General features: G+C 66.8%; 10 protein-coding genes and 1 pseudogene. 5 read left to right on the top strand and 6 right to left on the bottom strand.

The genetic code is table 11. The annotated features are described in order from the left end of the window. Window positions 1–66 precede the first annotated feature (66 nt). The 6 genes and pseudogenes from L0984_RS29955 to dnaA form a co-directional block, all read right to left on the bottom strand. Window positions 67–1,314, bottom strand: a pseudogene (locus L0984_RS29955) (type I restriction endonuclease); the annotation flags it as partial. 41 nt (window positions 1,315–1,355) lie between these two features. Next, window positions 1,356–2,069, bottom strand: coding sequence for a restriction endonuclease subunit S (locus tag L0984_RS09325; protein WP_441338947.1), 714 nt, complete (start codon window positions 2,067–2,069; stop codon window positions 1,356–1,358). Window positions 2,070–2,335: 266 nt separating this feature from the next. Next, window positions 2,336–3,154: an AlbA family DNA-binding domain-containing protein gene (locus L0984_RS29950; RefSeq protein WP_234193408.1), complete on the bottom strand. Its 819-nt coding sequence runs from the start codon at window positions 3,152–3,154 to the stop codon at window positions 2,336–2,338. Between the two features lie 170 nt (window positions 3,155–3,324). Then, the gene (gene gyrB / locus L0984_RS09315; protein WP_234193407.1) at window positions 3,325–5,946 is read right to left on the bottom strand and encodes a DNA topoisomerase (ATP-hydrolyzing) subunit B; all 2,622 of its coding nucleotides are present in this window, start codon (window positions 5,944–5,946) and stop codon (window positions 3,325–3,327) included. A 115-nt stretch (window positions 5,947–6,061) separates the two neighbouring features. Next, complete coding sequence (dnaN, locus tag L0984_RS09310; protein ID WP_234193406.1) at window positions 6,062–7,180, bottom strand: DNA polymerase III subunit beta; 1,119 nt, start codon at window positions 7,178–7,180, stop codon at window positions 6,062–6,064. A gap of 89 nt (window positions 7,181–7,269) precedes the next feature. Then, window positions 7,270–8,691, bottom strand: a complete 1,422-nt coding sequence (gene dnaA / locus L0984_RS09305; protein WP_234193405.1) for a chromosomal replication initiator protein DnaA — start codon at window positions 8,689–8,691, stop codon at window positions 7,270–7,272. A gap of 362 nt (window positions 8,692–9,053) precedes the next feature. On the opposite strand from dnaA, the gene rpmH reads away from it, so the two are divergent. The 5 genes from rpmH to mnmE all read left to right on the top strand — a co-directional run bounded on the left by rpmH (window position 9,054) and on the right by mnmE (window position 13,381). Further along, the gene (rpmH, locus tag L0984_RS09300) at window positions 9,054–9,188 is read left to right on the top strand and encodes a 50S ribosomal protein L34 (RefSeq protein WP_006299042.1); all 135 of its coding nucleotides are present in this window, start codon (window positions 9,054–9,056) and stop codon (window positions 9,186–9,188) included. A gap of 215 nt (window positions 9,189–9,403) precedes the next feature. Next, a complete protein-coding gene (locus tag L0984_RS09295) occupies window positions 9,404–9,811 on the top strand; it encodes a ribonuclease P protein component (protein ID WP_234193737.1) in 408 nt (135 codons plus the stop codon). Between the two features lie 16 nt (window positions 9,812–9,827). Further along, on the top strand, window positions 9,828–10,088 hold the full coding sequence (gene yidD, locus L0984_RS09290; RefSeq protein ID WP_017760450.1) for a membrane protein insertion efficiency factor YidD: 261 nt from the start codon (window positions 9,828–9,830) through the stop codon (window positions 10,086–10,088). Continuing rightward, entirely contained in the window at window positions 10,085–11,845 is a 1,761-nt protein-coding gene (yidC, locus tag L0984_RS09285) for a membrane protein insertase YidC (protein WP_234193404.1), read from the top strand. Before yidD ends, yidC begins: the two co-directional genes overlap by 4 nt. A gap of 117 nt (window positions 11,846–11,962) precedes the next feature. Continuing rightward, a complete protein-coding gene (mnmE, locus tag L0984_RS09280; RefSeq protein ID WP_234193402.1) occupies window positions 11,963–13,381 on the top strand; it encodes a tRNA uridine-5-carboxymethylaminomethyl(34) synthesis GTPase MnmE in 1,419 nt (472 codons plus the stop codon). Window positions 13,382–13,428 lie beyond the last annotated feature (47 nt).

Here is a 13,428-nt window from a genome sequence, read left to right as displayed (position 1 = left end):
TGGCAGTAGGCCGGCGCGCATGTTCTCCGCCAGGCCCGCGTACTGCGTGCGGTGGGCCTCGTCCACGATGACGACGATGTCGTCGCGGTCGGACAGCAGCGGGTAGTCCTTGCCCTTCTCGAAGCGGAACTTCTGGATCAGCGTGAACACCACGCGCTTGTTCTTGCCCAGCATCTCGCGCAGTTGCGCGCTGCCCCTGGGCCGCACATCGTCCTTGGGCCCCACCACGCCGGTGTGCAGAAAATTGCGGTAGATCTGCCCGTCCAGGTCGTCCCGGTCGGTCACCACCACGAAGGTGAAGTTGCCGGTGAGCTTGCGGAAGATCTTGCGCGTGTAGAACACCATCGAGAAGCTCTTGCCCGAGCCCTGGGTGTGCCAGAACACGCCCAGCCTGCCGCCCAGCTCGCGCCGGTGCCTGAACTGCTCGAAGGCGTTGTTTACGCCGATGAACTGGTGGTTCTGCGCGATGACCTTCTGCGTCTCGCGGTAGAACACGCAGAAGTTCTCCACATAGTCCAACAGCCGCTCAGGCGTCAGCAGGCCCAGCACCACCCGCTCCACGCTCAGGCCCTGGGCGGCAATGGCCGGACGGTCCAGCTTCTCCTTCTCGTCATCCACCCGCAGCCAGGTGAAGAAGTGCTCCCACTGCGCGGTGATGCTGCCCAGCCGGGTCTCGATGCCATTGCTCAGCAGGCACAGCGCATTGGCGGTGAAGAGCTGCGGGATCTCGGCCTTGTAGGTGGTCAGGTTGTCGTCAAAGGCCGCGCGCAGCTTCACGTTGCTGTTCTTCAGCTCGATGAACACCAGCGGCAGGCCGTTCACGTAAAGCAGCACGTCGGGCCGGCGGTAGCCATGCTCACCGCGCACCCAGAGCTGGCTCACGGCCAGGTAGTGGTTGCGTCCGGCGCCCGGTTGGTGCGCGTCGAAGTCGATGACCTTCAGCCGCTCGGTCACGGTCTGCCCCGCCTGCGGCCCGGTCTCGGGCTTGTAGGTCACGGGCACGCCGTCGCGGATCAGGCCATCCATCTCCCGATTGGCCGCGACCAGGCTCATCGCTGCGCGCGGCTGCACCAGTTGGGCCAGGGCCTGGTCCACCGCATGGGCCGGGGCCTGCGGGTTCAGCCGCTCCAGCGCCGCGCGCAGCCGGTCGGCCAGGATGACCTCGCGCTTGTCCGTGCGGCCGGAGCCATCGGCCAGGTCCTCGTGCTGGACCGTGAAGCAGTTCAGCACATCGAAGCCGCACAGGTGCTGAAGCCGCTGCAGCAGGGCCTGCTCGATGTCGTCTTCGCTGATGAAATTCTTCGCGGCGGCCACGGCACCTTCCTGATGTTGCTGGTTGTGGAGAAGAAGGCCTGCTAACTGGCTTTCGCCTCACCCCGCTGCGCGGCCTCTGTGGGCGGCTGCATGCTGGGCGGGAACTGGATGTCTAACGCGTCGACGCGGAGTTTGCCGGAGATCAGGCGGGGGAGCAGCGCGTCGCGAGTGGCGCGCAACGTTCGGTTCATCTTGGTCAGCGATTCCACCTGGTCAAACATCGGCCGGGCTTGCTGCTCGTAGGCAGCGACCAGCTTCTCCGGCGGCGTCAGGATGCGAATCCGCTTGAACGTCCCTTTGGTTAACTCTGCGAAAGTTGCGCCACCGGAAAGCATCTCGAAGTGTGGCTTTGCAAGCTTGAGCCAGTGGTACAGATAGATCAGCGGATAGCGCTGGTTCGGAATGCAGGTGATGAACCCTTGATTCGTGCAGGCCGGTGCGCAGTTGATGCCGATGGCGCCAATCGTGGCGCGGCTCGTCATCATGATCGAATAGGCCGGGAAGAGGTTGGCGGAGCAGTTCTGCAGGCCCTCATCGGTGCACTTGTCGGCCGACTCCTCCAAGTACGGGCTGCTGGCGCCAGTGATGTCAGTGGGCGTATACCAATGCACCTCGCCATCCACCCAGAAGCGCGGGTTGTCCTTGGCGGGCGTGGCGCCGCCGTAGAACTTGAAGGCGTCGAGGATGGGCTCATGCGTCCAGTCGGTCGGCACGCCCTTGTCAAAGACAGCCGACTTTGCCCCGGGAAACCGCATCCGCACAAACCATTCGCGGTAGATCTCTTCGGCCATGGACTCAAGCAACGCGATGCGGCGCTGGTTGTCGGAGAACAGCTTCAGCAGGTCTTTGGGGATGTGCCTGTTCTTCGGGCTTCGGACGAAGCGGTCGTACTCCTCGTCTGGCAGCACCCCCAGAAGCTCCGGCTTTGCGTTTTCAATGCTGGCCAACGCCCGGCGGATGGCTTTGGAAATGTCTTCCTTTTCCGGCAGCTTGAGCAGGTAGTCGTAGCGAGCGAAGTCCTTCAGGTAGAAGCCGCATTTTTCGATGGCGATCTCCTCGAAGCTGCGTTCGGCCCGGGTGCCCTTGAGCCTTTGATATTCCTGAAGAATGGCTGCTTCATGCTGCGTTTGCGCGCTAGGGCCGGAAAGTCGTCCAGCTTGCGGGCTGCGGCAATGGCGCCGAAGTTGCTGATGTAGTAGCCGCGAGCGTCCGCGATGGCGATGCCTTCCTGGACCAGCCATGGGCCCAGATCTTCAGGGCCATCAGGCAGCGGGCGCTGCAGCAACTGCGCGATGCTTTCGAGGTCGAGCTGCTGCTGCACCTCGGCCACGCTGAGCAGCGAAGACGCGCGCAGATCTTCCCAGCGTGGATTGCTGCTGTTCATCAGCAGCGCACCGATTTCCTGCCGCGACGCCTTGCGTGTGCTGCCGCCCGCACGGATCCAGCTTTCTTCAATCGACTTGCCGCGCCGGTGGGCCGGCTTGACGGCCAATTCGGGGATGCGCACCAGCAGAAGAGGAATGCCTTCGGCATTTGGCGTGACAGCATGGTCCAGCGCCAAGGGCGGCTCGATGGCATCCCGGCCGAGGTTGCTCAGTTGGGTGACGATTCCGTTGACGTCTGCAGGCTCGACGCCGACAGCGCGACCGTCGTTGTCGATTCCGAAGACGAGGTAGCCGCCATCGGGGTGATTCGCCAAGGCCATGAGGTGCTCGGCGAGCCTGTCCTTGTGGTCGGAAAGGCGGGCTTTCCAGTCCAGTTCGTTCAGCTCATGGGGGATAGGCGACAGGCTTTCCGCCAGGATCTGAAGCGCCTCCTTGACCCAGAGCTTGGTTGCCATGTGATAGCAAGTACCTGATTAAGCTGGACTTTTTTGAATTTTCCGGATTCGCGTGTGATAGACGCGGCGGCCTTGACCGGCTGTCGCGGTACGAGCAGCCGGACGTTTGTAACAGGGACGTGCCGCTGACGACCCCACCCTTGCGGGCGGCCTTGGGAGCGTCTGTCGCCTTACACGTCGATGTTCGCGGCCCGCAATGCATTCGTCTCGATGAACTCCCGCCGCGGCTCCACCTCGTCGCCCATCAGCATGGTGAACACGCGGTCGGCCTCGATGGCATCGTCGATCTGCACGCGCAGAAGGCGGCGCACGGCCGGGTCCATGGTCGTTTCCCAGAGCTGCTCGGGGTTCATCTCGCCCAGGCCCTTGTAGCGCTGGCGGGCGGTGACGCGTTCGGCTTCGGACAGCAGCCACTGCATGGCGGTGCGGAAGTCGCTCACGCGTTCTTCCTTGGCCTTGTCGCCCTCGCCGCGGCGGGCCGTGGCGCCTTCGCCCAGCAGGCCGCGGAAGGTGTCGGCGGCTTCGGCCAGGGCCGCGTAGTCGGCGCCGTGCACGAATTCCTGCGTGAGCACGCTGCTCTTGATGTTGCCGTGGTGCCGGCGGCTGATGCGCAGCAGCGGCTTGTCGGTGCGCACGTCGAACTCGCTCGCCACTTCGGCCGGGATACCGTTGCTGCTGATCTCGCGCAGGCGCGCCTGCAGCGCGACGGCGCTGGCCTCGGCGGCGGCGGGCGTGTCCAGGTCCAGGCGCACGCCGTCGGCGATGGCGCGCAGCGCCTCCGCGTCCATGAAGACGCCCAGGCGGTCGATGACCGATTCGGCCAGCTGGTGCTTGCGCGCCAGCGCGTCCAGCGTCTCGCCGCTGAGCACGGTGGGGTTGGCGCCGCCGGTGTGCACGGCGGCGTCCTTCAGCGCCACGCGCAGCAGGAAGGCCTCCAGCGCCGGGCCGTCCTTGAGGTACTGCTCTTCCTTGCCGACCTTGACCTTGTACAGCGGCGGCTGCGCGATGTAGATGTGGCCGCGCTCCACCAGCTCGGGCATCTGGCGGTAGAAGAAGGTCAGCAGCAGCGTGCGGATGTGGGCGCCGTCCACGTCCGCGTCGGTCATGATGATGATGCGGTGGTAGCGCAGCTTGGCGACGTTGAAGTCGTCGGCCCCATTGCCGCCGGTGGCGCCGGCATTGCCGATGCCGGTGCCCAGCGCGGTGATCATGGTGACGATCTCGTTGCTGGTCAGCAGCTTCTCGTAGCGCGCCTTCTCCACGTTCAGGATCTTGCCGCGCAGCGGCAGGATGGCCTGGAACTTCCGGTCGCGGCCCTGCTTGGCACTGCCGCCGGCGGAGTCGCCCTCCACCAGGTAGATCTCGCACAGGGCGGGGTCTTTCTCCTGGCAGTCGGCCAGCTTGCCGGGCAGGCCCATGCCGTCGAGCACGCCTTTGCGGCGGGTCATTTCGCGGGCCTTGCGGGCAGCCTCACGGGCCTTGGCGGCCTCGACGATCTTGCCGCAGATGATCTTGGCGTCCTGCGGGCGCTCTTCCAGGTACTCGGTCAGGGCGCGGGCCACGATGTCCTCGACCGGCGCGCGCACCTCGCTGGAGACCAGCTTGTCCTTGGTCTGGCTGCTGAACTTGGGCTCGGGCACCTTCACGCTCAGCACGCAGCACAGGCCTTCGCGCATGTCGTCGCCGCTGACCTCGACCTTGGCCTTCTTGGCAAGGTCGTTCTGGTCGATGTACTTGCCCACCACCCGTGTCATGGCGGCGCGCAGGCCGGTCAGGTGGGTACCGCCGTCACGCTGCGGGATGTTGTTGGTGAAGCACAGCACCTGCTCGTTGTAGGCGTCGTTCCACTGCATCGCCACCTCGACGGTGATGCTGGTGCCGGGGATGCCGCCGTAGCTGTCCGCCGGCCGCTCGCCGGTGGCGTAGAAGGCGTTGGGGTGCAGCACCTTCTTCGTGCCGTTGATGAATTCCACGAAGCCCTTGACGCCGCCGGCGCCCGAGAAGTCGTCCTCCTTGCCGCTGCGCTCGTCCTTCAGGCGGATGCGCACGCCGTTGTTCAGGAAGGAGAGCTCGCGCAGCCGCTTGGCCAGGATCTCGTAGTGGAAGTCGTGGTTTTCCTTGAAGATTTCGGTGTCGGGCAGGAAGTGGACCTCGGTGCCGCGCTTGTCGGTCTCGCCAGTCACGCGCATGGGCGAGATTTCGACCCCGTTCACCGTTTCCAGGATGCGGTTCTGCACGAAGCCCTGGCTGAATTCGAGCACATGCACCTTGCCGTCGCGGCGCACCGTCAGGCGCAGCATCTTGCTGAGCGCGTTCACGCACGAGACGCCCACGCCGTGCAGGCCGCCCGACACCTTGTACGAGTTCTGGTTGAACTTGCCGCCCGCGTGCAGTTCGGTCAGCGCGATCTCGGCGGCCGAGCGCTTGGGCTCGTGCTTGTCGTCCATCTTCACGCCGGTCGGGATGCCCCGGCCGTTGTCGGTGACGGAGATCGAGTTGTCGGTGTGGATGGTGACGACGATGTCGTCGCAGTGGCCGGCCAGGGCCTCGTCGATGGAGTTGTCGACCACCTCGAAGACGAGGTGGTGCAGGCCGGTGCCGTCGGACGTGTCGCCGATGTACATGCCCGGCCGCTTGCGCACGGCCTCCAGGCCTTCGAGGATCTGGATCGCGCCTTCGCCATAGCCGGTGTCGGGCGTCACCTCGATCGGGATCGCCTTGTCGATCTCGGCTTCGTACACGGGCTCGGTCTTGGGCGTTTCAGGCGCGTCGGGCTGCTTGTTGTCGCTCATCTTTAACTTGAAGCCGCGAAGCGGCTGTGACTGTCATCTGGCTGGAACCCCCGCTTGGCGGGGGCAGGGGGTGCGCCACATGCACGCGAAGCGAATCTGAGGGCGCGTCGCGACCTCAGATTCGCATTGGCATGACCACGTACTTGAAGTTCGCGTCCTCGGGGATGGTCAGCAGCGCCGAGCTGTTGCCGTCCTGCAGGTCCACGCGAACCATGTCCTGGCCCATGTTGGCCAGCGCATCGATCAGGTAGGTGACGTTGAAGCCGATCTCGATGCTGTCGCCGCCGTAGTCGATGTCCAGCTCGTCCACCGCCTCTTCCTGCTCGGCATTGTTGGACGCGATGCGCAGCAGGCCCGGCTCGATGTTCAGCCGCACGCCCTTGAACTTGTCGCTGGTCAGGATGGCGGTGCGCTGCAGGCTGGCCAAGAGCGGCGCGCGGCCCAGCGTCACGCTGTTCTTGTGGTTCTTGGGGATCACGCGGTTGTAGTCGGGGAACTTGCCCTCGACCAGCTTGGTGACGAACTCCATGGTGCCGAAGTTGAACTTGGCCTGGTTGTTGGCGAACTGCAGCTCGATCATGGGCGGCGTGTCGCCATCGGCGTCGGACAGCAGGCGCTGCAGCTCCAGCACGGTCTTGCGCGGCAGGATCACTTCCTGGCGCGGCACCTCGACGTCCAGCGTGGCGCTGGAGAACGCCAGGCGGTGGCCGTCGGTGGCCACCAGCGAGAGCTGCTTGCCCTCGGCCACGAACAGGATGCCGTTGAGGTAGTAGCGGATGTCGTGCACCGCCATCGCAAACGAGACCTGCGACAGCAGCGCCTTCAGGGTGCGCTGCGGCACGCTGAAGGCCGGGCCGAAGCTGGCGGCTTCCTGCACCAGCGGAAAGTCCTCGGCGGGCAGGGTCTGCAGCGTGAAGCGGCTCTTGCCGCCCTTGAGCACCAGCTTGTTCTGGCTCGACTCCAGGCTCACGGTCTGGTCGGCCGGCATGGTGCGCAGGATGTCGATCAGCTTGCGTGCGCCCACGGTGGTGGTGAAGGCGCCATCGTCGCCGCCGAGCTCGGCGGTGGTGCGGATCTGGATCTCCAGGTCGCTGGTGGTCAGCTGCAATTGGCCGCCGGCCTTGCGGATCAGCACGTTGGCCAGGATGGGCAGCGTGTGGCGACGCTCGACGATGCCTGCCACCGACTGCAGGGCTGCCAGAACCTGGTCTTGGGGTGCCTTCAGAACAATCATGTACGTCCTCTACTCTTCGTCCTCGATCTTCCCGGGCAGGGGCCCGGATGCCGGCGCATTGTCTGCGCCCCTTTTTGGGGTGGGGATGCTCATCCCTTGAGCGTCTGCTCCAGCACGTGCAGCTGCTGGTTCAGCTCGGTGAGCTGCTGGCGCTCGCCGGAAATCTTGCGCACCGCGTGCAGCACCGTGGTGTGGTCGCGGCCGCCGAACAGCTCGCCGATCTCGGGCAGGCTCTTCTGCGTCAGCTCCTTGGCCAGGTACATCGCGATCTGGCGCGGCCGCGCGATGCTGGCCGGGCGCTTCTTGCTGTACATGTCGGCGACCTTGATCTTGTAGTAGTCGGCGACGGTCTTCTGGATGTTCTCCACGCTGATCTGCCGGTTCTGGATCGACAGCAGGTCGCGCAGCGCCTCGCGCGCGAGCTGGATGGAGACTTCCTTCTGGTTGAAGCGCGAATAGGCCAGGATCTTGCGCAGCGCGCCTTCGAGCTCGCGCACGTTGGAGCGCACGTTCTTGGCGACGAAGAAGGCCACTTCTTCGGGCATCTCGGCGCTCTCGGCGGCAGCCTTGTTGATCAGGATGGCGACGCGCATCTCGAGTTCGGGCGGCTCGATGGCGACCGTCAGGCCCGAGTCGAAGCGCGACACCAGGCGCTCGTGGATGTCGGTCAGGCCCTTGGGATAGGTGTCGCTCGTCATCACGATGTGCGACTTCTTCGCCAGCAGGGCCTCGAAGGCGTTGAAGAACTCTTCCTGCGTGCGGTCCTTGTTGGCGAAGAACTGCACGTCGTCGATCAGCAGCAGGTCGAGCGAGTGGTAGCGCTCCTTGAACTCGTCGAAGGTCTTGCGCTGGTAGGCCTTGACCACGTCCGACACGAACTGCTCGGCGTGCAGGTAGAGGATCTTGGCGTCGGGCTTGTCGGCCAGCAGCTTGTTGCCCACGGCATGCATCAGGTGGGTCTTGCCCAGGCCGACGCCGCCATAGATGAACAGCGGGTTGTACAGGTGGCCCGGCGTGCCGGCCACGTGCATCGCCGCGGCGCGCGCCATGCGGTTGGCCGAGCCTTCGACCAGGCTGTCGAAGGTGAGCTGCGGGTTCAGGCGGTTCTTGAAGGCCCCGGCTGGTTCGTCGGGCGCTGCACCGCCCATGCCGGACATGCCCATCGGGCCGTCGCCGGGGCGCAGCGGTTCGGGCTCGGAGATGGACGAGGGCACGGCCTGCACCGTGACAGGCTGGCGAACCGGGATCTCGCGCGGCGCCAGGGCCAGTTCGACGGCCACCGGCTGGCCCGACAACCGCTCGGCCATGTCTGCGATGCGGGCGGCGTACTGGGCGCGGATCCAGTCCAGCTTGAAGCGGTTGGCGACGAAGATCGTCATCCGCGTCAGGTCGTCGGTCACCTGCGCGGTCAGCGGCTTGATCCAGGTATTGAATTGCTGCTCGGACAGCTCTTGCGCGAGCTGGTCGACACAGGCCTGCCAGAGGCTGGCACCGACCCCTTCACTCGACATGGCGGCTGCGCTGACCGAAGGGCCGCTGGGGGTTCATCGGCGCGTATGTCTGTTGTGGATAGTTGCGAACGGAAAGCACGCGCGATTCTAACTTGTCAAAAACTTATCCACACCCCTTGACGGGCGGCGGCATTGCTGGTTGATAAGCGCATGCATTGCTGCGCGTTCGGATGTCTGCGATAATTTCGGGTTCCCTTTTGCACCGGGCGGCCTCGGCGCGCGTGGTGCAAGGGCAGCCGGGGCCCGGCCGCGGACCTGATTGCAGCAAATTCGAAGGCGCGTGCCTTCGCGCTGCAATCCAGGGTCCGACTCCACATCACCAGACGGGCCTGTCGATCAGCACTCTTGCAGGAACCCTCGTCATGAAACGCACTTACCAACCGTCCAAGATCCGCCGCGCCCGTACCCACGGCTTCCTGGTCCGCATGAAGACCCGTGGCGGTCGCGCCGTCATCAACGCCCGCCGCGCCAAGGGCCGCAAGCGTCTGGCCGTCTGAACGGTGACGTGGTGGGCAGGCCCGCCTCTGGCGATGCCGCGGATTCCGCCGGCACGGGCCGGGGTGGGTTTTGGCCGACTGGCGTCGCGGGTCTTTGCCGCCGCCGCCGGCTGTTGCCAACTGCTTGTCCACAGCGCGTGAGCCTCGTTCCTCGCGCTTCGGGGCAGCCCCCTTCCGAGCCCTCGCCGGCTGCGCACGCGCAGGTGCCGGCGGCTTTGCTGCGCCTGCGCAACCGAGACCAGTTCCAGGCGGGTATGGCGGGGGCGACCATTGCACGCACGCCGCATTTCGCCTTGCATCGGCGTGCGTTGCCATTGCCGGTCGAGTTCGTCGCCGATGGGGAAGCGCCTGCCGCGGTGCTGTTCCGTCCGACGGGCGTGTGGCTGGGCGCCATGGTGCCCAAGCGCTGGGCCCGTCGCGCCGTCACGCGCAACGCCATCCGCCGCCAGATCTACACCGTCGGTCTCTGTCTCGAAGGCCAGCCGCCCGCCGCGTACGTGGTGCGCCTGCGCACGGCCTTCGACCGTCGCCAGTTCGTCAGCGCCACCTCCGAAGCCCTGCGCCGCGCCGTGCGCGCGGAGCTGGAGCAGCTGTTCGCCCGCGCGCGCCGCACGGCTGCCTGAAATCCGACCGTCGCCGATGCAGCGTCTTCTGATTGCCATCGTCCGCGCCTACCGTCTGCTGCTCAGCCCGTGGCTGGGTGGCGCCTGCCGCTTTTCGCCCACCTGCTCCGTCTACGCCATCGAGGCGCTGCAGACGCACGGCGCGGCGCAGGGCAGCTACCTCACGCTGAGGCGCCTGGCCCGCTGCCATCCCTGGTGCGCGGGCGGGCACGACCCCGTGCCGCCTGCGGCCGGGGCCGGGCTGTTCACCTCTCTCGACAAGAAGTCCTCTTCATGAACGACATTCGCCGCACCATCCTCTGGGTGATCTTCGGTTTCTCGCTGGTGATGCTGTGGGACCAGTGGCAGGTCCACAACGGCCGCGCGCCGACCTTCCTGCCCTCGACCAAGCCGGCCGTCACCGCCCAGGCGCCAACGCCCGCTCCCGGCGCCTCGGCGCCGACGGCCTCCGCCGCCGGGGTGCCCGCAGCGGGCGGCGGCAGTGCCGCAACGGCGCCGACGGCCTCGTCCACCTCCGTGCCGGCCGAGCGCGTGCAGATCGAGACCGACGTGTTCAAGGCGGCCATCGACCCGCAGGGCGGCACGCTGGCCCACCTGGAGCTGCTGCAGTACATGCAGGAAACCTCGCACGGCGGCCTGATGCCGATGGTGCGCCGCCTGCTGAACATGCCGGCCCTCCCGGTCGTTGAAGAGCCGGTCGTGCTCATGGACGACGGCCCGGCCAACCGCTACCTGGCCCAGACCGGCCTGCTGAATCCGGCCGGCGGCGGCGCCATGTTCCCCAACCACCTGAGCCTGATGGCGGCCAAGCCCGGCCCCTACCGGCTGGCTGACGGCCAGGACACGCTGGAGGTGAGCTTCGAGTCGCAGCCCGCCGGCGGCCTCAAGTACGTCAAGACCTATGTCTTCAAGCGCGGCGACTACGCCATCCATGTGCGCCATCAGGTGGTTAACGTGGGCGACCAGCCGCGCGATCCGCAGCTGTACCTGCAACTGCTGCGCCACGGCGTCGAAACGCACGGCAGCATGCTGGGCACCAGCACCTTCACCGGCCCCGCCGCGTACACCGAAGAGAAGAAGTTCCACAAGATCGCCTTCGCCGACATCGCCAAGGGCAAGGCCGAGGTGCCGCCTGCCTCCGAGACCGGCTGGGTGGCGATGGTGCAGCACTACTTCGCCTCGGCCTGGCTGGTGGAGCCTACGCACAGCGCCGGCCTCAAGCGCGAGTTCCGCGTGCAGGGCCCCGACGCGCTCGGCCCCAACCTGTACGCCGTGGCCATGGTGGCCAACCTGCCGACCGTCGCGCCGGGCGCCACGCAGACCGTGGACACCGTGCTCTTCGCCGGCCCCGAGGAAGAGAAGAAGCTCGAAGCCCTCGCCCCCGGCCTGGACCTGGTGAAGGACTACGGCATCTTCGCCATCATCTCCAAGCCGCTGTACTGGCTGCTCGACCAGCTGCACAAGCTGCTGGGCAACTGGGGCTGGTCGATCGTGGCGCTGGTGGTGCTGCTCAAGGCCGCCTTCTTCTGGCTGAACGCCAAGGCCTACGGCAGCATGGCCAAGATGAAGGCCATCAACCCGCGCATCATGGAGATGCGCGAGCGCCTCAAGGACAAGCCGCAGGAGATGCAGCAGGAGATGATGCGGATCTACCGCGAGGAGAAGGTCAACCCGCTGGGCGGCTGCTTCCCCATCGTGATCCAGATCCCGGTGTTCATCGCGCTGTACTGGGTGCTGCTGTCGTCGGTGGAGATGCGCCACGCGCCCTGGATCCTGTGGATCCGCGACCTGTCCGCACCGGACCCCTGGTTCATCCTGCCGCTGGTCATGACCGGCACCACGCTGCTGCAGACCTGGCTCAACCCCACGCCGCCGGACCCGATGCAGGCCAAGCTGATGTGGATCATGCCGCTGGCCTTCAGCGTGATGTTCTTCTTCTTCCCGGCCGGGCTGGTGCTGTACTGGATCACGAACAACATCCTGTCGATCACGCAGCAGTACGTGATCAACAAGCGCCTGGGCGTCACCAAGTAACCGGCGCACTCGCGCTCTTTGCCACAGGCCGCCTCCGGGCGGCCTGTTCGTTTGGGGCGGCTCCGCCATCGCCCCTTGCCCCGCCCGACCCTGGCCAATGCTGAAAGAATCGCCGCCATGCTCGCCCGCCTGAACGATCCCATCGCCGCCATCGCCACCGCCCCCGGCCGCGGCGCCGTGGGCATCGTGCGTGTGTCAGGGACGGGCCTCGGGTCGCTGGTGCGTGGCCTGTGCGGCCGCGACCTCAAGCCGCGCGAGGCGACGTACCTGCCCTTCCTGGATGCCGATGGCAGCGCGCTGGACCAGGGCCTGGCGCTGTTCTTTCCCGGTCCGAACTCCTTCACGGGCGAGGACGTGCTCGAACTCCAGGCCCACGGTGGCCAGGTGCTGCTGCAACTGCTGCTGGCGCGCTGTCTGGCGGCCGGCGAGGAGGTCGATGCCGCCACGGGCCGTGCGCGCCTGCCGGGCCTGCGCGTGGCGCAACCGGGCGAATTCAGCCAGCGCGCCTTCCAGAACGGCAAGATCGACCTGGCCCAGGCCGAGGCCATCGCTGACCTGATCGACGCCAGCACCGAGGCTGCGGCCCGCAGCGCCGGCCGCTCGCTGGGCGGCGCCTTCTCGCGCGAGATCCACACGTTGCGCGACGCGCTGATCCACCTGCGCATGCTGGTCGAGGCGACGCTGGACTTTCCCGAGGAGGACATCGACTTCCTGCAGCAGGCCGATGCCGCGGGTCAGCTCGCGCGCCTTCAGGCGCAACTTGCGGAGGTGCAGCAGCGCGCGCGCCAGGGGGCACTGCTGCGCGAGGGCATCAAGGTGGTGATCGCGGGCCAGCCCAATGCCGGCAAGAGTTCGCTGCTCAACGCGCTGGCGGGCGCCGAACTGGCCATCGTGAGCCCGGTGGCGGGCACCACGCGCGACATCGTCTCGCAGACCATCCAGATCCAGGGCGTGCCGCTGCATGTGGTGGACACGGCGGGCCTGCGCGACTCGGGCGACGAGGTGGAGCGCATCGGCATCGCCCGTGCGTGGGGCCAGATCGAGGACGCAGATGCGGTGCTCTTCCTCCATGACCTGACGCGCGCCGGCCAGCCGGACTACCAGGCGGCCGACGCCGAGATCCGCGCGGGCCTGGCCGGCCGCCTGCCGCCGCGCGTGCCGCTGCTGGAGGTCTGGAACAAGTCCGACGCCGTCGAGCCTGCGTCGATGCCGGTGCTGCCGGAGGAGGCCTTGCGCCTCTCGGCCAAGGCCGGCGAGGGCATCGAAGCCCTGCGCCAGAAGCTGCTGGCGCTGGCCGGTTGGCAGGCGGTGCCCGAGGGCGTCTACCTGGCGCGCGCCCGCCATGTGCAGGCGCTGCACCGCGTCGCCGGCCATCTGGAGCTGGCGGCGGGCCACCTCGAGGCGCCGATGCCGGCGCTGGACCTGCTGGCCGAGGAGCTTCGTCTGGCCCAGAACGCCCTCAACGAGATCACCGGCGAGTTTGGGTCGGACGACCTGCTGGGCGTGATCTTCTCGCGCTTCTGCATCGGCAAATAGCCGGCCTCCAGCGCGCCGGCCGCCCTGGCGTTCCCGGCCGCGGGCTG

The sequence above is a fragment of the Pseudacidovorax sp. NFM-22 genome (genome assembly GCF_021401245.1).
Taxonomy (GTDB): domain Bacteria; phylum Pseudomonadota; class Gammaproteobacteria; order Burkholderiales; family Burkholderiaceae_C; genus Xenophilus.
This window is presented reverse-complemented; position numbering and strand designations above follow the sequence as displayed.

Coding starts and splice junctions, on each gene's coding strand:
- L0984_RS09325 (WP_441338947.1), bottom strand. CDS start 2,069: ATGCGGTTTCCCGGGGCAAAGTCGGCTGTCTTTGACAAGGGCGTGCCG.
- L0984_RS29950 (WP_234193408.1), bottom strand. CDS start 3,154: ATGGCAACCAAGCTCTGGGTCAAGGAGGCGCTTCAGATCCTGGCGGAA.
- gyrB (WP_234193407.1), bottom strand. CDS start 5,946: ATGAGCGACAACAAGCAGCCCGACGCGCCTGAAACGCCCAAGACCGAG.
- dnaN (WP_234193406.1), bottom strand. CDS start 7,180: ATGATTGTTCTGAAGGCACCCCAAGACCAGGTTCTGGCAGCCCTGCAG.
- dnaA (WP_234193405.1), bottom strand. CDS start 8,691: ATGTCGAGTGAAGGGGTCGGTGCCAGCCTCTGGCAGGCCTGTGTCGAC.
- rpmH (WP_006299042.1), top strand. CDS start 9,054: ATGAAACGCACTTACCAACCGTCCAAGATCCGCCGCGCCCGTACCCAC.
- yidD (WP_017760450.1), top strand. CDS start 9,828: ATGCAGCGTCTTCTGATTGCCATCGTCCGCGCCTACCGTCTGCTGCTC.
- yidC (WP_234193404.1), top strand. CDS start 10,085: ATGAACGACATTCGCCGCACCATCCTCTGGGTGATCTTCGGTTTCTCG.
- mnmE (WP_234193402.1), top strand. CDS start 11,963: ATGCTCGCCCGCCTGAACGATCCCATCGCCGCCATCGCCACCGCCCCC.